10 protein-coding genes, 1 tRNA gene and 5 pseudogenes are annotated in these 21,266 nt (G+C 58.9%); 6 read left to right on the forward strand and 10 right to left on the reverse strand.

Features of this window, described 5'->3' with window-relative positions; genetic code table 11:
- Positions 1-109 precede the first annotated feature (109 nt).
- Both AU14_RS11380 and AU14_RS11385 read left to right on the forward strand, forming a co-directional pair.
- Positions 110-2,251, forward strand: a pseudogene (locus tag AU14_RS11380) (RelA/SpoT family protein).
- 101 nt (positions 2,252-2,352) lie between these two features.
- Positions 2,353-2,739, forward strand: a complete 387-nt coding sequence (locus AU14_RS11385) for a RidA family protein (RefSeq protein WP_041340926.1) — start codon at positions 2,353-2,355, stop codon at positions 2,737-2,739.
- Between the two features lie 84 nt (positions 2,740-2,823).
- Here the strand turns inward: AU14_RS11385 and AU14_RS11390 are convergent, their stop codons facing one another.
- Positions 2,824-3,690, reverse strand: coding sequence for an NAD-dependent epimerase/dehydratase family protein (locus tag AU14_RS11390; RefSeq protein ID WP_041340929.1), 867 nt, complete (start codon positions 3,688-3,690; stop codon positions 2,824-2,826).
- Positions 3,691-3,766: 76 nt separating this feature from the next.
- Here AU14_RS11390 and AU14_RS11395 point away from each other — a divergent pair, with 76 nt between their 5' ends.
- From AU14_RS11395 to AU14_RS11405, 3 genes and pseudogenes are all read left to right on the forward strand, one after another.
- Positions 3,767-4,726 carry a hydrogen peroxide-inducible genes activator gene (locus AU14_RS11395; protein ID WP_041340931.1) on the forward strand — a complete coding sequence of 320 codons (960 nt, stop codon included), beginning with the start codon at positions 3,767-3,769 and terminating at the stop codon, positions 4,724-4,726.
- Between the two features lie 7 nt (positions 4,727-4,733).
- Positions 4,734-6,808: pseudogene (gene recG, locus AU14_RS11400) on the forward strand (ATP-dependent DNA helicase RecG).
- 84 nt (positions 6,809-6,892) lie between these two features.
- Positions 6,893-8,257 (forward strand): HDOD domain-containing protein, encoded by a 1,365-nt coding sequence (locus tag AU14_RS11405; RefSeq protein ID WP_041340934.1) that lies wholly within the window; start codon positions 6,893-6,895, stop codon positions 8,255-8,257.
- Positions 8,258-8,587: 330 nt separating this feature from the next.
- Here the strand turns inward: AU14_RS11405 and AU14_RS11410 are convergent, their stop codons facing one another.
- The 6 genes and pseudogenes from AU14_RS11410 to aupA form a co-directional block, all read right to left on the reverse strand.
- Positions 8,588-9,052, reverse strand: a complete 465-nt coding sequence (locus tag AU14_RS11410) for a DUF2489 domain-containing protein (RefSeq protein ID WP_041340936.1) — start codon at positions 9,050-9,052, stop codon at positions 8,588-8,590.
- A 19-nt stretch (positions 9,053-9,071) separates the two neighbouring features.
- Positions 9,072-11,365, reverse strand: a pseudogene (locus tag AU14_RS22880) (molybdopterin-dependent oxidoreductase).
- A 155-nt stretch (positions 11,366-11,520) separates the two neighbouring features.
- Positions 11,521-12,171: a hypothetical protein gene (locus tag AU14_RS23385; protein ID WP_330217890.1), complete on the reverse strand. Its 651-nt coding sequence runs from the start codon at positions 12,169-12,171 to the stop codon at positions 11,521-11,523.
- Entirely contained in the window at positions 12,168-14,555 is a 2,388-nt protein-coding gene (locus tag AU14_RS11420) for an Ig-like domain-containing protein (RefSeq protein WP_330217891.1), read from the reverse strand. Before AU14_RS11420 ends, AU14_RS23385 begins: the two co-directional genes overlap by 4 nt.
- The gene (locus AU14_RS23390; RefSeq protein WP_330217892.1) at positions 14,513-14,788 is read right to left on the reverse strand and encodes an Ig-like domain-containing protein; all 276 of its coding nucleotides are present in this window, start codon (positions 14,786-14,788) and stop codon (positions 14,513-14,515) included. The genes AU14_RS11420 and AU14_RS23390 overlap by 43 nt, the downstream gene beginning before the upstream one ends.
- A 61-nt stretch (positions 14,789-14,849) precedes the next feature.
- Positions 14,850-16,187, reverse strand: a complete 1,338-nt coding sequence (gene aupA, locus AU14_RS11425; RefSeq protein WP_041340939.1) for an alkane uptake protein AupA — start codon at positions 16,185-16,187, stop codon at positions 14,850-14,852.
- A 484-nt stretch (positions 16,188-16,671) separates the two neighbouring features.
- Between aupA and AU14_RS19510 the strand changes: the two genes are divergently transcribed.
- Positions 16,672-17,187 (forward strand): hypothetical protein, encoded by a 516-nt coding sequence (locus AU14_RS19510; RefSeq protein ID WP_158498315.1) that lies wholly within the window; start codon positions 16,672-16,674, stop codon positions 17,185-17,187.
- Between the two features lie 150 nt (positions 17,188-17,337).
- Here the strand turns inward: AU14_RS19510 and AU14_RS11435 are convergent.
- From AU14_RS11435 to dnaG, 3 genes and pseudogenes are all read right to left on the reverse strand, one after another.
- Positions 17,338-17,413 (reverse strand) — tRNA-Ile (locus AU14_RS11435).
- A gap of 97 nt (positions 17,414-17,510) precedes the next feature.
- Positions 17,511-19,357: pseudogene (gene rpoD, locus AU14_RS11440) on the reverse strand (RNA polymerase sigma factor RpoD).
- Between the two features lie 119 nt (positions 19,358-19,476).
- Positions 19,477-21,203, reverse strand: a pseudogene (gene dnaG / locus AU14_RS11445) (DNA primase).
- Positions 21,204-21,266 lie beyond the last annotated feature (63 nt).

A 21,266-nucleotide genomic window follows, 5' to 3' on the forward strand; every position in this document is an offset into this window, starting at 1 on the left:
GCGCTTTATAGTGTAGCTATAGAACGGACGTTGTTGGCAGGATCAGGAAGGACCCGGATGCGTGCATTCGTTTTTTTGTCCCTGGATTTCATAAGTATACGGAGGCGCGGTGTCGGCAGAGGCTACGGTTGAGGGTCTGGCGAAAGAGCTCAGTACCTATCTGGATACCAATCGCATCAATCAGGTGCGACGTGCCTACTATTATGCCGAACAGGCCCACGAAGGGCAGATGCGCAAAAGCGGTGATCGCTACATCACCCACCCATTGGCCGTTGCCACATCCTGGCCGACCTGAGGCTGGACCATCAGAGCCTGATGGCGGCCATGCTCCACGACGTCATTGAAGACACCGGCATTCCCAAGGATGCCCTGGCCGAGCAGTTTGGCGATGACGTGGCCGAGCTGGTCGACGGTGTCAGCAAGCTGACCCAGATCGAATTCCGGTCCCGGGCTGAAGCCCAGGCGGAAAACTTTCAGAAGATGACCCTTGCCATGGCGCGGGACATCCGGGTTATCCTGGTAAAACTCGCCGACCGCCTGCACAACATGCGCACCCTGGGCCCCATGCCCTACGAGAAACGTCAGCGCATCGCCACCGAAACCCTGGATATCTACGCCCCCATCGCCAACCGCCTGGGTATGCATTCCATCTGTACCGAGCTGGAAGACCTGGGCTTTTCCTCGCTTTATCCCATGCGCTCCAAGTACATCTCCAAGGCGGTGGACAAGCTGCGGGGCAGCCATCGCGAGATCATTGAAGAGATTCGCGGCAAGCTGCAGGAAAAGCTGGAAGAACGTGGCTTGCCCGGGCGCATCCTGGGGCGCGAGAAACACCTGAACAGCATCTATAACAAGATGAAGTTCAAACAGAAATCCTTCCATGAAATCATGGACGTGTACGCGTTCCGGATCATTACCGACACCGAGGATGACTGTTACCGCATCCTGGGTGCGGTGCACAGCCTGTACAAGCCGCTGCCGGGTCGTTTCAAAGATTACATCGCCATGCCCAAGGCCAACGGCTACCAGTCCATTCACACCACCTTGTTTGGCATGCACGTGAACATCGAGATCCAGATCCGTACTGAGGAGATGGAGCACATTGCCAACAACGGCATCGCCGCCCATTGGATGTACAAGAGCGATCCGAGCAGCGTATCCAACGCCAACCAGGCCCGGGTGGATCGTTGGGTGAAGGGCTGATGGAGATGCGCGAGCGCGCCGATGACTCCCTGGAGTTTATCGAGCACGTGAAGGTCGATCTGTTCCCGGACGAGATCTATGTCTTCACTCCCAAGGGCAAGATCATGGAACTGCCCAGCGGTGCCACGCCGGTGGACTTTGCCTACGCCATCCACACCGATATCGGTAACGCTACCGTGGCGTGCCGGATCAACCGGAATCTGAGTTCCCTGAGTCAGCCGCTGCAGAGTGGGCAGACGGTGGAAGTGATCACAGCGCCGGGCGCCCGGCCGAACCCGGCCTGGCTCAGCTTCGTGGTAACCGGTAAGGCGCGTAGCAGCATTCGCCATGTGCTCAAGCATCAGAAGCGGGCGGAATCGCTGGAGCTGGGCAAGACCTTGCTGAAGAAATCCCTGAAAGGCTTTGGTACCCGTCTGGCGGACATCGCCGATGTGCAGGTTCAGGCCGTGGTCAATCACAACCAGGTCAACAGCCTGGACGACCTGATTGCTGATATTGGCCTGGGCAATCGCATGGCCTACCTGGTAGCGCGGCAGTTGGTGACCGGCGCCGATTCGCCCCCCATTGCCGAGGTGGCGGAAGAAGTGCACGGCAGCGGCGAGCACAGCCCGGTTACCATTCGTGGTACGGAAGGCCTGCTGGTGCGCTTTGCCAGTTGCTGCAAACCCATTCCGGGTGATCCGGTGGTGGGCATGATGGATTCCGGCAAAGGCATGGTGATTCACTCCGACACCTGCTCCCGCTTGCCGGAAGACGATGAGGCAGGGCCCGCCTGACCCATCTCAAGTGGGCCAAAGACATCGCTGATGAGTTCTCGGTTGAACTCAGGGTTGAGCTGGAGCGCCAACGCGGTGTGATCGCGGAGGTCGCCAATGCCATCGCGATGGCCGATGGCAACGTCGAGCGTATCAACGTGGAAGAGCAGAATGCCAAGTTCAGCATCGTCAGCCTGGTGCTGCATGTAAACGGACGCCGGCACCTGGCACGGGTGATGCGGCGGGTGAAGAACATCCGGGCGGTGACCCACATCGGGCGGGTCCGTCACTGATCTGCCCGGTATGGCGAAAGCCATCTCTCCCAACGTCTGGTTGACAGCAGCCGCGCCCAGAGGTGACGATTGGCGTTTTGGAAGAGAGGAATACCCAAGCCATGACCAACAAATCCGTTATCCAGACTGAAAACGCCCCGCAGGCGATTGGTACCTACTCGCAGGCAGTAAAAGCCGGTGACACGGTCTACCTGTCTGGTCAGATTCCGCTGGTGCCAGAAACCATGGAAGTGGTTGCCGGGGATTTTGCCGCCAAGACCCGCCAAGTGTTCGAAAATCTCAAGGCGGTCTGTGAAGCGGCCGGCGGCGAGCTGAAGGACATCGTCAAGCTCAACATCTACATGACGGACCTCGAGAACTTTGCCACCGTCAATGAGATCATGGCGACCTACTTTGAAGAGCCGTATCCGGCCCGCGCTGCCGTTGGTGTTTCAGCGCTGCCCAAAGGCGTGCCGGTTGAGATGGAAGCGGTAATGGTACTGACCTGAAGCCCTGGGCCTAGCCTCGGAATCAGTGAGAAAAAGGCGGCTTCGGCCGCCTTTTTTTGTGGCTGTTGCCCGGCTATCGATTGGTTATCGCCCGGCGATCATGGCTCGGTAGCCGGCCCGGAAGTCCGGGAACCGGAACTCGAAACCGCTCTCCAGCAGGCGCTGGTTGCGGCACCGCTTGCTGCCCGCGCGTCCACCAGTGCGGGCGTCCTCCACCGGTGACGCACACTCGATGTGTGCCTGTACCCACTCAACCACCTCGTCTAATCGCACTGGTTCGCTGTCGCTGGCGACATAGAGCGCTTCCAATGGCTCGCCGGCCAGTGCCTTGAGGGCCAGATGTTGAATCACTCGGGCGGCGTCGTCTTCATGGATGCGGTTGGTGAACGGCGCGGGTTTTTTGGGCGCCATTCGCCCGGCTATAACCTCGTCCAGAAACCTTTGCCGGGTGGGACCGTAGATGCCGCTGAACCGCACGATAGTTGCCGGGTGTCCGCTGTCCAGGGCCGTGCGCTCACCCGCCAGAATCTGTTCACCGCTGAAGCGACCGGGCTGTGCCGGGCTGGTTTCGTCTAACCAGCTGTCATCATCCTGGGAGTAGACGCTGGTGCTGCTGATGAAGACAAGGCGTGCCAGTGGCTGGCCCTTGACTACATCCAGCAGGTTTGAAAGCCCATTGACGTAGGCATCCTGATAGCCCTGTTCGTCGTAACTGGCGGGAGTCAGACAATAGACGATAAGGTCGAGGTTTTCCGGCACCGCTTTTTCGAGGGACTCCGGTGCCATCAGGTCGGCTTTTACACCCTGGATACCAGCCGGAACCTGAGCCGGATTTCGGCGCAATCCGAACACGGTTGCCGAGTCGCTGAGCAGGCTGGCAATGGCGCCCCCGAGTTTGCCACAGCCGGCCACCAGAATCCGGGGCGTGTTGGTGCGTTCAGTCATTGCCATAGACAATCTCAATCCTTATGCTTGAACCCATAAATTCGTGAACCATTGCCCCGTATCCACCTGACCGGAGCTCACCATGACTCTCACCGAGTTACGATACGTCGTTACGCTTGCCCGCGAAAGGCATTTTGGCCGTGCGGCCGAGCGCTGCCATGTCAGCCAGCCGACACTCAGTGTGGCCGTTAAGAAGCTCGAAGACGAGCTGGGTATTCCGCTGTTCGAGCGGAGTAAAAGCAGTATCCGGGTCACCGAAACCGGGCAGCGGATCATTGAGCAGGCGCAGCGGGTGCTGGACCAGGTCGGGGTGATCAAGGACATGGCCCAGGACGGAAAAAATCAGCTGAATTCCGCGCTGAAAGTCGGGGCTATCTACACCATCGGTCCCTACCTGTTCCCTCATCTCCTGCCGGAATTGCGGCGCGCGGCACCGCAGATGCCCTTGTACATTGAAGAGAACTACACGGCCACGCTGCGGCAGAAGCTGCGCCAGTCCGAGCTGGACGCCATTATCATAGCGTTGCCGTTCGAAGAACCGGAAGTGCTGACCCTGCCACTTTACGACGAGCCCTTCGTGGTGCTGCTGCCGGCCGGGCACCCGCTGGCCGAGAAGGATGAGCTGACCGCTGAAGAGCTGGCCAAGGAGCAGTTGCTGTTGCTTGGGCCGGGTCACTGTTTCCGGGATCAGGTGCTGGAATCCTGTCCGCCCCTGGTTGAGGCCGTAACCCGCCGTGTTGATGTCGACTCTCCGGCGCTGGTGACTGAGGGCAGTTCGCTGGAAACCATTCGTCACATGGTGGCGTCGGGGCTTGGGATCACGGTACTGCCACTGTCGGCGGCGACGGCCATGCAATACCACGAAGACATCCTGGCGGTGCGGCGTTTTGCCCCGCCGGTACCCTTCCGCACGGTTGCTCTGGCCTGGCGGGTGACTTTCCCGCGGCCCAAGGCCATCGACATTCTGTCGCTGGCGGCCAGCCAGTGCCGGGTCATCGAAAAAGCCAAGACGGATACCCCGGCCGTGGCCGAGAGCGCCTGAGTCCTGCATGACGTCGCTGGATGACATCTCGGTTACCCAGCTCAAGGGCGTAGGCAGCGCCCTGGCCGAAAAGCTGGGTAAGCTGGGTATAGCCTCGCTTCAGGACCTGCTGTTCCATCTGCCGCACCGGTACGAGGACCGCACCCGGGTGGTGGCCATGGGCAATCTCAGAATTGGCGACGTGGCCGTGGTGGAAGGTGAGGTCATGAAGGCCGACCTGGTGATGGGGCGTCGCCGCAGTCTGCAGGTTACCCTCAAGGACAACAGCGGCTTTCTGGTAATGCGGTTTTTCCACTTTAACGCCGCCCAGAAAAACCAGCTGACCCCGGGCGCCCGGGTACGCTGCTTCGGTGAAGTCCGCCCGGGCCGTGCCGGTTACGAGTTCTACCACCCTGAATACCAGGTTGATCCACCGCCGATGCCGGCGGAAGGCCAGGCCACGCTGACGCCGGTCTATCCCCTTACCGAAGGCATTCAGCAGCCGCGAGTGCGGGCACTGTGTCAGCAGGCGCTGGGTTATCTGCAGCGTTATCCGATTCGGGACTGGTTGCCGTCATCATTGCTGGCGGATTATCAGTTGCCAGGTATCAGCGATGCGGTTCAGCTGGTGCATTCGCCTCCAGCCGACGCGCCGGTGCATCTGTTGATGGAAGGCCGGCATCCGGCCCAGCAGCGGCTGGTGATGGAAGAGTTGCTCGCGCATCAGCTCAGCCTGCTGCAGGTGCGGGAACAGATTCAGGCCCGGGAAGCGCTGCCGCTGTTGCCCACCGGCGATTTACCCGATCAATTTCTCGACTCCTTACCCTTTCAGTTGACCGGGGCCCAGCGCCACGTGATGACCGACATTCGTCAGGATTTGAGCCAGCCGCTGCCGATGTTGCGACTGGTCCAGGGCGATGTCGGTTCCGGTAAAACCGTGGTGGCGGCGCTGGCGGCGCTGCAGGCGATTGCCGCGGGTGCCCAGGTGGCGCTGATGGCGCCGACTGAAATCCTTGCTGAACAGCATTATCAGAACTTCCGTGGCTGGCTTGAGCCACTGGGTATCGAGCTGGCGTGGCTGTCTGGCAAGGTAAAAGGCAAGGCGAGACAGCAGGCGTTGGACGCAGTCCAGTCGGGGTCGGCTGCGGTGGTGATCGGCACCCACGCTCTGTTCCAGAACGACGTGGTTTTTGATCGTCTGGCATTGGTCATTGTTGATGAGCAACACCGATTCGGCGTGCATCAGCGCCTGGCGTTGCGGGAGAAAGGTGTAGGTGGCTCGCTTGCGCCACACCAGCTGATCATGACCGCGACCCCCATTCCCAGAACCCTGGCCATGAGTGCCTACGCTGATCTGGATACGTCGGTGATCGACGAGCTGCCGCCCGGGCGCAAGCCCATCGAGACCATCGTTATCCCCGATAGTCGTCGGGAAGACGTTATCGGTCGTGTTCGCAGTGCCTGCAACGAGGGACGCCAGGCCTATTGGGTATGCACCCTGATTGAGGAATCTGAGGCCTTGCAATGCCAGGCCGCGGAAGTGACCGCGCAGGAGTTGACGGAGCGGCTGCCAGATCTCAAGGTGGGGCTGGTCCATGGTCGCCTGAAAGCGGTGGAAAAAGCCGCGGTGATGGAACAGTTCAAGAATGGCGAGCTGGATCTGCTGGTGGCGACCACGGTTATTGAGGTTGGCGTCGATGTTCCGAACGCCTCTCTGATCATTATTGAAAACCCGGAACGCCTTGGCCTGGCACAGCTGCATCAGTTACGGGGGCGAGTAGGGCGAGGTGAGCAGGCCAGTTTTTGTGTTTTGATGTACCACCCACCCCTGTCCAATAATGGTAAAGCGAGATTGCAGGCGCTGCGGGACAGTCAGGACGGTTTCGTCATTGCCGAAAAGGATCTCGAGATCCGCGGCCCGGGCGAGGTGTTGGGTACCAGACAGACCGGCATGATGCAGTTCCGGCTGGCGGACTTTGAACGGGATAAGGGCTGGATTGAGCCGGTGCGGGAAATGGCGCCGGCCTTGATGGGCGACCGGCAGCGGGTCGACGCCTGATCCGACGGTGGCTGGGCGAAAAAATACGCTACGGCGACGTGTGACCGCGCGCCTTGCCCTATACTGACTCAGACTTTTCAAGGAAAGGGCCGCGTGTCGGCCTTTAGCAACAACCGGGAGCAAACACTATGGAACTACCTGTCGCAGTCCAGCAGGCACTTGGGGCTTCCGCTTCGGGAGTGTCGCTGCGCAACGCAAGCCAGGCGAACGGAGAAGAACTCCTGCGCATGGCTTTGCTGAGCGACACGGACGGTAACCTCCAGGTGATTTGCCGGAAACACGATCTGATCGATCTGGAAGCACTTAACAAGCGTCTGGGTCGCGATTTCCGGCTGATGAAGCGCCGCGAACAGGTTCGAGTCCGTGAGCGGGCTGGTTTGAAGGAACTGCCGGCCCTGCCATCTCTCACCGGTTGGCCGACCATAGTCGACAGCCGGGTTGACGACATGTCCGCTGTTGCCCTGGAGTTAGAAGAGCACGATCTCGCGATGGTCATGCCCGGTGCCGACTTTCGGGCGTTAACCAGTAAAGCCGAGCGCTGGAGTTTCACCACAGACCCGCAATCCATCGAGGTTAATCTTGATGACAGCGAGCGGGACCGGGAACAGCTGCACACCGCACTAAAGAAGTTTACCAGCGTACGCATCCAACAGCGCCTGGAAGACACCCTTGAGCTGCCGCCGTTGCCGGAGACCGCGCAGCGCATTATTCATCTGCGGGTGAACCCGAATGCAGTCATGGGCGACCTGGTGGACATCGTTGAAAGCGATCCCAGTCTGGCGGCGCAAGTGGTTAGCTGGGCCTCGTCCTCGTTTTACGCAGCCGCAGGGCAGGTTCGTTCAGTCCATGATGCGGTGTCCCGGGTATTGGGCTTCGACCTGGTGATGAACCTGGCCATGGGACTGTCTCTGGGGCGCGCGCTGAAACAACCCCAGGATCACCCGGAAGGCTACGTGGATTACTGGCAGCAGGCGATCTGGCAGGCCCAGTCAGCCGGGGTGCTCGCCAGCATGATGCCGAGAGGGCAGCGACCGTATTTTGGTCTGGCCTATCTGGCCGGGTTGCTGCACAACTTTGGTCATCTGGTGCTGGCCCATGTGTTTCCGCCTCACTTCACGCTGGTGTGTCGCTCGCTGGAGGTAAACCCGGACATTGATTCGTCAGTGACCGAGCAATACCTACTGGGCATTACCCGGGAACAGATTGCGGCCCAGCTGATGGAGAATTGGGGCATGCCCGATGAGGTCACCCTGGCCATCCGCTTCCAGAAGAACCCGGCCTACGATGGCGAATGTCAGGTCTATGCCAAGTTGCTCTGGCTCGGACGTCAGCTGCTGACCGCTCGCGGTGTCGCGCTGGGCGCGGGTGAAGTGGTGCCGCAATCGTTCTATGACGAATTGGGATTGGATCGGGATGCGGTCGAGGCACAATTTGATGAGCTGGTCAGCAGTAAGGACAGCATCATGGCCATGGCCGGGATGATGAGTCCCTGAGTTACTGCCTTCCCTTTTTCCCGCCAAAAAAGAGCCGGCCCTAAGGCCGGCAAGCTCACCCGCTTGTTGCAGTGTCGTCCAAACTTATCAGGAGAAAACAACAAAGAGCCGTTGCCGTCGCAGATTAAGGCAGCGCTCTTGTTTTCAATTTAGTCAAAGCAGCCGAAAAGAAAAGTCATCGGTGGTGATTTGGGGAAATTGAGACGAGCGTCACAGTTTTCGAGGCGCTTAACCGGTTGATTCGATAACGAAACAACCGGCCGCATTCAGTTTGTGTTTTACAAAAATTTACAAAATCCGGTGAGTGCGGCTCGGGCATCGACCTGGCGTTCAGCTGGCGTCGAAGGGGTGGTGGCGAATGGCGGTCGCGGCTCGCTTGATCTCTTCCGCATGAGCCTTTTCCACCTCAAACCGCTCTTTGTCCATCTTTTCCACAAAGCGGGTATCGGTGTCCTGCCGGGCCTGGTGCGTCGGCATGTGTTTCAGCTTCTCGTGCACGTCCTGGAACACCGAAAACGGCGGCTGCTCCAGCAGTTCTGGCGCCACGTGATCAAGCAGGCCCTTAAGTCGGAGACACGCCTCGGAATACTCAACCTGGTCCGATTCCACGGCCATGGCAATCACCTGAATACTCGAGATCATGTCCTCGCGTCGCTTCTGATTGAACGCATCGGCCTTTTCCTGGCGACGGCGGCTTTCAGAAAGGGTATTAGTCTGGCGTCGGATAAATGCCAGCAGCAAGGCGATGGCAATTACGCCGACAATAATCAGGGTCCACTGCAGCCACTGGGGCATTCTCGTCTCCTCGTCCGGGTCAGGCTTGTTTACGTTGGCGATCAGGCCGCCAGACTTTGACAGTTACGACCTGCCCATTCAATACGGAGGTGCCCACCAGCGGATCAATCTGCTCATCACTGAGTACGTCGTTGATGCTGGCCCCGGCGTGCTCAGTTGCTACTGTTTGCCCGGTGCCAACTCGATCGTGGCCCCAACCGTGAGGAATCGAGACCACTCCGGGCATCAGATCTTCGGTAATTTCCACCGGAAGTACGATGGCACCGGTGTCCGTGGTGATCTTTGCAGAGTTGCCCGCCTGCAGGCCCAGCCGGCTGGCGTCCTTTGGGTTAATCATCAGTGTACAGCGGTCCTTGCCTTTAACCAGACGCTGACTGTTATGCATCCAGGAGTTATTGCTGCGCACGTGGCGGCGCCCGATGAGCAGCAACTCGGTGTTGACCGGTTCCTGCATGAACCGGTATAGGCGCTCAACATCGTCAAGGTAGCGCCGTGGTGCAAGATGAATCATGCCGTCGCGGGTAAACAGGCGGTCGGGCAGGGACGGTTGCAGCGGGCCCAGGTCTACACCATTGGGAATCTCACGCAGTGCTGCCAGCGACAAGCCCTTTGGCAGCGCCTGCCAGTTTCGGTTCAAAGGGCTGAGTTTGGTGAGCGCACGCACGGGATGGCGCTCGGGCAATATGTCGAGAATCAGGTCCACCGCTGGCTGTACCAGGCCGCGGACACGGCCACCATCGGTGCCATAGGGCCCGGACCGGAGCAGCAGGTCCAGAATCGGATCTGGACCGATCTGCTTGAAGGTGCGCCAGCCCAGTTCCGAGCGCAGGGGCAGGCGGCCGCCGTTCCTGTGTTTTTCGAGCCGGTGCGCCAGTTCCAGCAGAATCTGCCAGTCGTGGCGGCTGTCCGGGCCAGCGTCAAACAGGGGCTCGCTGTATTTTGCGACGTTCCGTACTGCGAACATGCTGAAAATCAGATCGTAGTGGCTGCGTTCCAGGGCTGCGGTCGGTGGCAGGATAACATCGGCATGGCGCGTGGTTTCGTTCAGGTAGTAATCCACCGACACCATGAAATCGAGCCCGGAAAAGGCTTTTTCCAGGCGGGTGCCGTTGGGGCTGGACAGCACCGGGTTGCCGGCCACGGTTACGAACGCGCGGACCTGGCCCTCGCCGGGGGTTAGCATTTCATCGGCCATGGTGCTGGCCGGGTACTCACCGCCAAACTCCGGCAGGCCCTTTACCCGGCTGTGGCGGGTGCCGAAATGACCGCTTTGCCCGGCCAGGGCGCCCAGGGTCACCAGGTCAATGGCGGGCTGGGTAAACAGCAGGGCGCCTGGTGTGTCGAGCTTGCCGGTGAGGATGTTCAGGCAGTAGGTGAGCCAGGTCGCCAGACCACCAAAGCGCTGGGTGCTGGTGCCCATCCGGCTGTACAGAGCGGCCTTTGGGGTATTGGCAAGCTGGCGGGTGAGCTGGCGGATGGCTTCGGCGGAGATGCCAGTGTGGTCGCTGACCGCTTCCGGGGTGAACGCCAATGCCGCCAGGCGTAAAAGGTCAGCGTCTTTGGCCAGATGTTGAGCCGGCCCCAGCTCGACCAGGTCTTCAGCAAACAGGGTGTTCACCATGGCCATCAGCAACAAGGCGTCACTGCCAGGCCGGATAAAATGGAATTCGTCGGCCAATTTGGCAGTTTCGGTGCGTCGTGGGTCGATCACGATAAGCCGGCCGCTGCGCTCATGAAGCCGCTTGATCCGCCCCCGGAAGTCCGGGACCGTCATCAGGCTGCCATTGGAGGCCATGGGGTTGGCGCCCACGCAGATCAACAGGTCGGTGTGGTCGATATCCGGAATCGGGAACAGGATTTGATGCCCGAACATCTCCAGCTCGCCAGCATGTGGGGTAACTGATCGTTGGAGGTGGCCGAGAATCGATTCTGGCTGCCGATGGCGCGCAGAAACGGCAGGGTGGCGACCAGGGAGCCGTGATTGTGCACGTTGGGGTTGCCGAGGTAGACGCCGATGCTGTTCCGGCCAAATTCGGTGCGGGTCTGATGCAGCTTGTGCGCCACCAGGTCGAAGGCCTCGTCCCACTCCATTTCCTGCCAGCCGGTATCCGTGCGGCGTACCGGCTTGCGCAACCGGTCGGGGTCATTGTGCAGGTCCTGCAGGGCGACCGCCTTGGGGCAGATGTAGCCCTGACTCAACGGGTCGTCTTCGTCGCCCTTAATCGAGCTGATCTGTCCGTTAGTCACTTCAATGGCGACGCCGCACATGGCCTCGCACAGGTGGCAAGTGCGGTAATGGGTACCGTTATCCATGGAGCCCTCTCTCTTGGCGGGATCTTATTGTTGCAGTGCTTCGGGTTGAATCGAGATTAGCAGGAAAGCCCGGGGATGGGAAAAGCCGCCCGGCCAGGGTCGGTAACAAAAAAGGCCAGCCGCTAAGGCTGGCCTGAAAGGGTAAAGGCCTGAAGTTACTGCTGGGCAGGAATTTCCTTTACCGGGTTGGAGATAAAGTTGAGATAGACGCCTTGTTCGGGGATCTGCAGCGGGATTTGAACGGCTCCCGTGGATGCCGTGGTCTGGTCGAAAAGCGCACCGCAAGCTGCGGTATTGCCGGTCAGGAGGCCACCGATGCAGGAGGTGACATCGATAACGGCCTTGGAGATGGCGTCCTCGGTGGTCACCAGCACGTCGATATCGGGCACGTTGGTATTGCGCTGCTCGATCTGCATGCGCCCGTCATCGAAGAAGGTGATCGGACCGGCCAGCTCCAGCGTGAACGGGTAGGCGTACAGGTTGTGTTGTAATAACCCTTCCAGCGGCACTTGCAGGTTCGGCGCATCCAGGGTCAGTTCGGCGGTGGTTTTGAACACCGGTCGGCCGTCGTCACCCTCGATAATGATGCCCGGAATGAGGCCACTTCGGGCACAGTTTTCCTCGCAGTTCGGATCGTCTTTGGTGTACCGCATCCGCAGGACTTGAGGGCCGGTAACCTGGTCACCAAGGCCATCGAGAACCACCGTCGCCGAGGTGGTGGCCAGCATGGTGGGGTACAGCAAAACACCGACACCCTGTTTGCCAGTATCTTCATCTACTGCCGGGCCGGTCACTTCGGTGTTCAAACCATAGGTCTGGTAGATGAACTTGGCTTCCGGGCATTCGTCATCGTCGTTGCAGCCGACACTGGCGCCGGCGTCCGCGCCCAGAACCGTTGCGGTCTTATTTTGTACCGCAAGTGCCGCCGCATTGGCAGAGGGTTTGTATCCACCGCTGCCATCGCTCTCATGCTCGAACGGCTCAAGACAGGCGGTGTCACCCGGGTGGGGCAGTCGACGACGTAGTTCGAGTTCACGTCGCGGATGGGCAGATTACGCAGTGGGGTGAAGACCGTTTGAACGGGGTCTGCCCCTTCAAAGTAGATAGCCAGGTCGGGACCACCGATGTCGACGTTCGACGGCTCATCGCGTTCGTCACCGGGATCGACCAGAAGATCCGTTTGCAGCGGGTATCCGGATTCTGAACAGACCGCGTTGGCGCAGTCATTTCTGGTGGTGGACGACGCCAGGGTATAGCGGTAGAAAGCTCCAGATTCCCAGGGCTGGTCGGGGTAAAAGCGAATGCGCTGGTTGTTCTTCTCCAGCCGCCCGCTGACGGCGCCCAGGCTGCTGCCGTTGGTGGCCACTTGTTCGACCTGGAAGGTTTCACCGGCCCGGATCGAGCCGAGATCCATCGACTGGGAGAAGACCACGACAATGGGCCGGTCAGCCGGCAGGCTGGTGACTGGCAGGGTATCCCCGCGGGGACCATTGGGTGCGTCGTCCACACACTGGCCATGGTTTCCTGCACTCAGATCGACACCGGTAGTGACACAGGGGTAACCCGGGTAGGTGGTCAGGGCGATGGGAGACACCGTGAACACCGAGCTGTCACCCAGGTCCGGCAGGCGGAACGCGAGGGTCTGGGATGTGGCACTATTGCCAGCGAGGTCGGTCAGACCGGAACCGATCTGAACGCTGTAGTCGAGCCCGTGCTTGAGCCCACCCTTGGGGTTGATCACCACAGCGGTACCGTCCAGTTTGGTTTCGAGTTGGTCAGTGGCCAACGGTGTGCCGCCCTCAATCAGGGTGATGCCCGTGGAAATCGTGCTAGCATCAAGCGGTTCGTCAAAATTCAGGATCACCGGGTCGCCGGGTCGCTGCATCGACTGTCGGGTGGCAGGAATGGCATCCGTCGGGCCTGGCATCCAGCTGACCAGCTGCGGGCTCGTACTGTCGGGTTCATACAGTTCTTCGGCATCCAGGGCGGAATCAGCATCGGTAGCCGCCTCAATCCGGAAGGCGATGGTGGAATCGGTGTATTCCTGCCCCAGAAGCTCCGGCTCGACCACACCGATGGCATCAATAGTCAGGACCCCATCCTGCACAATGGCGATGCCGCTCAGCTCAACCCCGAGGAGATCCTGGGACAGGGAGGCGTTCGGCTGTGCTTCCTCGGTGTTCATGGAGACATCCATAAACAGCTTAACGTGCCGTGGCGCATTGAGATCGTCGGTGTACGGATTCGGGCTCAGGTAACCGGTGGCGTCAGAAAGCATGGTCACCTTGATATCGCCGGTGGTTTGCATCTGACCGGTTTTGGGGTTGATCACCGGCACACTGCCATTGATCTTTACATCCAGGCTGCTGCTGGTGAGCACGCTGCCTTTCGGCACACGCAGGGGCAGGGGTTCATCGGCGTCGAAGGATGGCGCGTAGGCCAGTTCGGCGAACAGTCCGCCCGTTTGCTGGGACGGTCCGGCTACGCCCTGCAGGACTGAATTCAGAGTGACCCCATTGATAATCTGGCCATTGAGCCGCGACTTGCGGGCACCGGATTCACCGGTGCCAGCGAGCATGCCGGAGTCAATCACCTCCTGGAACAGCACCACGGTCGGGCCGGTTTCGCGGGCGGTAAACTGCTTGCTGAAATCCAGGGTCCCGCCGGTGGTGTGGCTTGGCAGGCCCTGAATCCGGAGCGTGTAGTTTTGGCCGGCGGTAAGGGCATCGTCCTTGGTGCCGCAGAGTTCCTGGGCTTCGACGGTGCAGGGGTCGACGGTGATACGGCGGCCATCTACCAGCACAGTGGCGGGCACGGGCTCACCGGATGAATCTTCCAGGCGGATCTGGCCGCCCATGGCTTGCCAATTCGGATGCACCGGGTGGGTTAATGTCAGGCGGAAGGTGGAGAAATTCACCGGCTGGAATTGGCTGTCCGGAGCCGGAACCATTTCCGCTACCGCAAAATCGCTGGCGCTGTTGTCCAGGCTGGCGATTCCGGTAAAACCGCCACGGGTAGAAAATTGAATGCCTTCAGCGCCATGGGCGTTGGGTGTGCTGATGGTTCTGGCTTCCTCAGCCAGAAGCGGATCCTGGAATGTCACCGAGTAATCGGTTCCGGTACTCAGGGCCGTTACCGGCGTCAGTTTCAGACTGTGTCCGCCATCCACCTTGGTGACTGAGAAATCCACCGGGTGGTGCCGTCGGTGACCCGAATTTTGTCCTTAAGGTCCGCGTCGGTATCGGTAATAGCGTGGGAAAACCGGACCACAATGTCAGCGGCCGGGCTGATGCCGGACTGGCCATCGGCCGGGTAGGAGTAGACTACCGAGCCAGGTGTTGTCTTGGTCACACTCTGTTCGTCGCCGCCGCAGGCAGCAAGCAGAAGCGCAGGTATCAGTGCCAGGGTCTTGTTGTATTTCATGGCAGAACTTCTCCTCAAAGCTTGGATGCTCAGGAATTCAGAGGCTGCAAATGTCAGGCACTCAGAACTTCAGGGTGATGGAGCCGCTAATGACATGAACATCTCCGTCGGCGGTCACGTCGGTCTCGTTGCCGTCGTAATCCACCAGGGTGAAGTCCCGCTCCTGAAGCTGCTGATACTGATAGCCAACATCAAGTCGAACCGGGTAGGCGAGCAACCGGGTGCGATCATAGGTGGCGCTTAAGCCAAGGCCGATGACGATCTTGTCGGTATCCAGGTAGTTGATCTCGGGATTACGGGTAGTCTTGAGGGGCGATTCCTCATAGGCAACGCCGGCTCGCACTGCGAAGTTCTTGTCCAGCTGGTATTCCGCCCCAAGACGGGGGATGAGGATGTCGTCAAATTGGATTCGGTCGCCCGGCGATTGGGACTCCTGATCCTTGATGGTGTCGGAGGCGAATTCATTTTCCAGTTCGGACCAGTTTTGTTGCTCTATGGATCCGCCGACCCGCCAGTTTTCGGTGCGGTATTGGGCCCCGATGCCGATGGTTTCCGGCTGGAACGAATCGATTGTGGAGACCGCCAGGCTAAGGCCTGGGTCTGGAATAGTCTGGGTCACGATGATGTTGGAGTCGACGGCGGTGGAAGCCGCCGACTTGGTGCGGTAGGTGAGTGCGGTCTCCCAGCCATCCAGGAAACACTCGGAGTCGGGGCAGAAGGTGCTTCCCAGGTCCATGCTGGTGCCGAGGATGGTTTTCAGGGACGGCTCCGCATTAACGCCCAGACGTTCCCGGCTGGTTTCACCGCCCAGGGTAGAGACCGCTTCCAGATTGGCTGCCGCCTCCAGAGTAATCCGGACCGAAGCGCCAGCGGAGATGCCCCGCCAGATGGGCGTGGCGCCACCAATGTTCAGGAACAGAGGCTCCTTGCCATACTGCAGGAACTGTCCGCTTTCAGTGGTTTCCGAGCGGAAGGCCAGCATCTCCTTGCCGTACTTCTCGACCCCGGCAATGAAACCGAGGTAGATCGGATGCTTGGAGCGGGTCAGTGAGCCAAGGTTGGTCTTCATGCCAATCAGCACGTGCTGACTGGGCGAGTTCGACAGGACGTCGCTGTTGGCATTCGGGTTGGCCGACCGCAGCTCCTGCTCGGCGTGCAGGATGCCGGTGGTCAGTTCACCCCTGCTGTCCTTGGTGAGGTACGCCGGGTTGTAGTAAGTGGCTGAGACCTGATCATTGAACATGGAAAGGGATTGCGCCGTCGCAACGTCGACCGGCATGACACCGTAGGTAGTGCCGAGATTACCCATGCTGGCAGCAGCAGACAGGGAAAAGCCAGTGGACACCGTCGCAACCGCCAAAGACATCGCCCGTACTGAAAATCGGGAGGTGAAAGACATTGATACACTCCATTATTTCGTTGTTTTTATGCTCAAGCCGTGAACTTACATGGAACACGGATATTCCTTTTTATTCTCAGGTCTAGTTTATGGGGCTTGTCTGATGAGGGCGTTGGCTTTTTTGACACAGGCTTGTGTTTTTATGATCAGTTTTGATGGATTGTCGGACTAAAATTCAGAAAATGCAGAGGTTGGTGTTGTTACTTTTAGTGTCGGTGATCAGATTGGCGTCTCAGGTCATGAAAGTCCGACATACTGTGTCGAGAATTTTTACACTGGAATTGAAAATTTTTTTGGGGCTGATGTTTATCCCTTTGAAGTGGCACTGTTAGTGCTTTTTTGGCCTGTGTTATGCCTTTGATTCGTTAGCGCGTATAGGTACACGGCAAGTTTTTATAGCGGTCTTGACGATGGTTCGCGTCCAGGGCCTGCAATGGATGCAGGGAGGTAATTGGCCTTGATAGTCCCTTTGGGGGGTACGAGGATGAATGTATTAACAAGATCAACAGTAATCGCGCTAACCTTTGCTTGGATTGCTCCGGTGCATGCCTACATGGTAGGTCTGACAGATGTCGGAAGTGCGGATTCGCTATTGGGTCAGACAAATGATCTGAATGCGCTTGGTCCTTGCGGCAATGGAAACAGCCCAAGCACAGAGCTTTGCTGGATCAATAATGTGTTAGGGAGCACGACGACCTACACGGAAAGTGACAAGGTTGAAGACCAATCATTCGTCAAAGTGGATGGCAGTTCTTCGGTGATCGCTTTCGAACTGTCGAGCCCGACAGAGTACTTCTTTATCAAGAATGCTCAGTGGTACGGGCTGTTCCAAAATACTTCCAGTCTGGATTGGGCGGTCATCGACACTGCGTTAATTGCGGCAGGGTTCAACTTGCCGAGTGACGAGTATGAGATCAGTCACATTGCCCCTATCGGTGGAACCTTTGAAGTGCCCGAGCCGGCTCGCTGGCGCTTTTGGGGCTTGGCTTGGCGGCACTAGGGTGCAGGCGTCGACTGAAAAAGGCGTGACCTTTCATGGAGTGAACAAATGCCTCGGTTATTCCGGGGCATTTTCGCATTAGAGCGTCATCAAAGCGCCGAGGCGTAAACCAGCCAAGTAAGGCAAAAGAAGTGAGTGTCAAGAAGAGGATGGTGGGCCCAGCTGGACTCGAACCAGCGACCAAGGATTATGAGTCCCCTGCTCTAACCAACTGAGCTATAGGCCCGTAGACTACTTGCTGTTTTGAAAGGTGTTTCCGGGAAGGGAAACAGAGCGGGCGCCATTATACCGGTGAGGTGAGGCGCCCGCTACTGTTGTGGGCCTTATCCCTGAGGATTGCCCTGATCGTCGATAAAGCCACGCAGGTGATCGGAGCGGGACGGATGACGCAGTTTGCGCAGAGCCTTGGCTTCGATCTGACGAATGCGTTCCCGGGTGACGTCGAACTGTTTGCCGACTTCTTCCAGGGTGTGGTCGGTATTCATTTCAATACCGAAACGCATACGCAGTACCTTGGACTCACGCGCGGTCAGGCCGGCCAGTACCGAACGGGTGGCTTCACGCAGACCTTCGGCGGTCGCTGAATCCACCGGAGACAGTGCCTGGATGTCCTCAATGAAGTCGCCCAGATGGCTGTCTTCATCATCACCGATCGGGGTTTCCATGGAGATCGGTTCTTTGGCGATCTTCAGGACCTTACGGATCTTGTCTTCCGGCATTTCCATGCGCTCACCCAGCTCTTCCGGCGTAGGCTCGCGGCCCATCTCCTGCAGCATCTGGCGGGAGATCCGGTTGAGTTTGTTGATGGTCTCGATCATGTGCACCGGAATACGGATGGTGCGGGCCTGGTCCGCGATAGAGCGGGTGATGGCCTGACGAATCCACCAGGTGGCATAGGTCGAAAACTTGTAACCACGACGGTATTCGAACTTGTCTACGGCCTTCATCAGGCCGATATTGCCCTCCTGAATCAGATCCAGGAACTGCAGGCCGCGGTTGGTGTACTTCTTGGCGATGGAGATAACCAGTCGCAGGTTGGCTTCAACCATTTCCTTCTTGGCACGGCGGGCCTTGGCTTCACCGATGGAAACGCGACGGTTGATTTCCTTGACGTCAGCCACGTCCAGATCCACTTCGGTCTGAACGTTCTGGATGCGCTTCTGCAGGCGAACGATCTCTCAATGCGCTCTGACATGGGCGCAGCGTACGGCTTCTTGCTCCGGCCAATCTTTTCGGCCCAGTCCAGATTGGTCTCGTTGCCCGGGAAGGACTTGATGAAGTCCTTGCGTGGCATTTTGCAGTCACGAACACAGATCTGCATGATGGCGCGCTCGTTCTCGCGCACCAGCACGTTAGTGGAACGGACCACGTTGACCAGCTCGTCGAAGGCCTTGTTGGCCAGCTTGAACGGGGCAAACACCTGGCCCAGTTCGTTCAGTGCTTCCTGGGTTTTCTTGTCACCACGACCGTGCTTGGCCAGTGCCTTGTCGGCTGCTTCCAGTTTCTCAGTCAGCAGTTCGAAACGCAGCCGGGTCTCTTCGGGATCCGGGCCGCTTTCGGTTTCTTCCTCGTCATCATCGTCATCGTCGGATGAAGAACTGGAGGTGTCAGTGCTGGCGGCCGGAGTTTCCTCGCCCATGAATGGCTCGGCGTCGTCCGGATCCAGGAAACCGGTGACGATGTCGCTGATGCGGCCTTCGTTCTCGATAATGCGGTTGTACGCCTGAATCACGGTGCCAGCGGTGCCCGGGAAGTGGGCAACGGCAGCCATGACGTCACGAATGCCTTCCTCGATGCGCTTGGCGATAACAATTTCGCCTTCACGGGTCAGCAGTTCTACGGTACCCATCTCACGCATGTACATGCGCACCGGATCGGTGGTGCGACCGGCATCGGTTTCAACCGCGGCGAGTGCGGCTGCGGCTTCGGCTGCAGCGGCTTCGTCCGCAGTGGAGTCGCCTTCGGTCATCAGCAGGGTATCGGCATCCGGTGTTTCTTCGGTTACCTGAATCCCCATGTCGTTGATCATGCGAATGATGTCTTCGACCTGATCCGGGTCGGCAATGTCTTCCGGGAGGTGATCGTTTACCTCGGCGTAAGTCAGGTAACCTTGTTCCTTGCCTCGTGCAATGAGGTCTTTTAAACGTGATTTTTGCGAATTGCCTGACATAGACACCCTGTGAACTCGCTTTGAGAAGGAAAAAAGTGAAACAGCCATTATAGCTGTCGCTCGGTCGCACTGCCACCGAATGGTTAGATGGTGATCAATGCGTCTAGTTTCAAGTCCTGTTACTCCTGAGTGCCACTACTCAGGGTTCGTAATTCTGTCCGTTCCTCGGCTGTGAGGTTCGAGAAGTTGCGCAACAGAGCCGCAAGCCGCTGTTGTCGCGATGATTCTTCGTTCGGGCTCAGTAGTTCCCGTGCCGCCTCGAGAGTGCTCTCCTGGCGGGAATGTGCTCAATGCCATCAAATAGATGGAAGAAGCGGTCCCGGGCCTGACCATCAAGAGCCAGGCAGCGCACCAGTGCTTTCCGATCGCGAACTTCCCGATCGAGAATCCAGCTGGCGAAGTTGCGGGCCTGGGTGAACTGGCGCGAGCTCCGCGACAGTTCGACCACTTCGGTGGCCATTTCCGGAGCTTCCAGCAGTGCCAGGCACAAGATGCTGTCTTTGCTGAGCTTCACATCAATGCGCTCTTCAGTGACCCGATCCCGGCGGCCGTCTTTCCAGTTTCCGCCCGGATTCTTCGGCCGGTTTTGCCACTGATTGCGTCCGCCACACAGTCGCAGCATTTCGTGCCACATGGCATCCCGCAGGGTGCTCTTCGGCATCTTGTTCAGCAGCGGCTCTACCCGGGCCCTCAACTCGCCTCGATGTTCCGGAAGCTGCAGGTTCAGGCCCTCACTCTGTCGGTCGAACAGGTAGCGGGACAGCGGCGTGGCACCGTCAATCCGTGCCTGGAACGCATCTTGGCCTTCTTTGCGCACCAACGTGTCCGGATCCTCGCCCTGGGGCAGCATCAGGAATTGCAGGTGCATGCCGTCGGCCATCAGCTCAAGCGCGTTGTCCATGGCGCGGTCAGCGGCCCTGAAGCCGGCTTGGTCGCCGTCGAAACAGAACACGATGTGCCGCACTTGCCGGAGCAGGGCAGTCAAGCTGTCCTGGTTGGTTGCCGTGCCCAGCGTTGCGACGGCGTAGTGAATGCCGTGCTGGGCCAGGGCAATGACATCCATATACCCTTCAACAACCAGCAGCTTGTCCAGCTGCCTTACTGCCTGCTTGGCTTCGAACAGGCCGTATATTTCCCGGCTTTTGTGAAAGACATCAGACTCCGGGGAGTTGATGTACTTGGCCTTGTCGTCACCCAGGGTCCGACCACCAAAGGCAATGGTTTTGCCCCGGCTGTTACGGATCGGGAACATGACCCGATTGCGGAACAAATCCCGGGGCCGCCCATACTTGTCGGAGACCGTGCCGGTTTCCACCAACGGGCCTTTCAGGTCCTTGCTGGCGGCGTCGAACAGGGCCGTCCCGGCCGAAGGCGCGTAACCAATCTGGTACTGCTGCACGATGGCGTCGTCCAGGCCCCGCTGTTGCAGGTAATCCCGGGCGTAGGCGCCTTGCTGGCTGGTCAGTGCGGACTGATAGAACCGGCTGGCAAAATCGAGCGCGTCGGTCAGCGTTCGGGCCTGCTGAATTTCCTGCTTGGCGGCCTTGTCGTAAGGCACTTCCAGGCCGGCCCGCTTGGCCAGTTCTTCAACGGCTTCGGTGAAGCCTATGCCCTCGAATTCGCGAATGAAGCTGATGGCATCGCCATGGGCGCCACAGCCGAAGCAGTGGTAAAAGCCCTTGTCCGGACGCACGTTGAAGGACGGCGTCTTTTCATCGTGAAACGGGCAGCACGCCTTGTAGTTCGCGCCGGCTTTCTTGAGAGTGATGCGAGAACCGATCAGCTCTGCCAGATCGAGACGATCAAGCAGGTCTTCAACAAAACGTTGAGGGATCAGTCCACTCATGGAGACTCCAGATCAACCGGGACTTGTGTCGGGTTCAGCCATAGCCAAAAATGCCGCCGAAGC

Source organism: Marinobacter similis (assembly GCF_000830985.1).
GTDB classification, from domain to species: Bacteria; Pseudomonadota; Gammaproteobacteria; order Pseudomonadales; family Oleiphilaceae; genus Marinobacter; species Marinobacter similis.

Excerpts from the sequence above, each read along its gene's own strand:
- AU14_RS11385 (WP_041340926.1), top strand. The coding sequence starts at position 2,353 with ATGACCAACAAATCCGTTATCCAGACTGAAAACGCCCCGCAGGCGATT.
- AU14_RS11390 (WP_041340929.1), bottom strand. The coding sequence starts at position 3,690 with ATGGCAATGACTGAACGCACCAACACGCCCCGGATTCTGGTGGCCGGC.
- AU14_RS11395 (WP_041340931.1), top strand. The coding sequence starts at position 3,767 with ATGACTCTCACCGAGTTACGATACGTCGTTACGCTTGCCCGCGAAAGG.
- AU14_RS11405 (WP_041340934.1), top strand. The coding sequence starts at position 6,893 with ATGGAACTACCTGTCGCAGTCCAGCAGGCACTTGGGGCTTCCGCTTCG.
- AU14_RS11410 (WP_041340936.1), bottom strand. The coding sequence starts at position 9,052 with ATGCCCCAGTGGCTGCAGTGGACCCTGATTATTGTCGGCGTAATTGCC.
- AU14_RS23390 (WP_330217892.1), bottom strand. The coding sequence starts at position 14,788 with ATGAAATACAACAAGACCCTGGCACTGATACCTGCGCTTCTGCTTGCT.
- aupA (WP_041340939.1), bottom strand. The coding sequence starts at position 16,187 with ATGTCTTTCACCTCCCGATTTTCAGTACGGGCGATGTCTTTGGCGGTT.
- AU14_RS19510 (WP_158498315.1), top strand. The coding sequence starts at position 16,672 with ATGAATGTATTAACAAGATCAACAGTAATCGCGCTAACCTTTGCTTGG.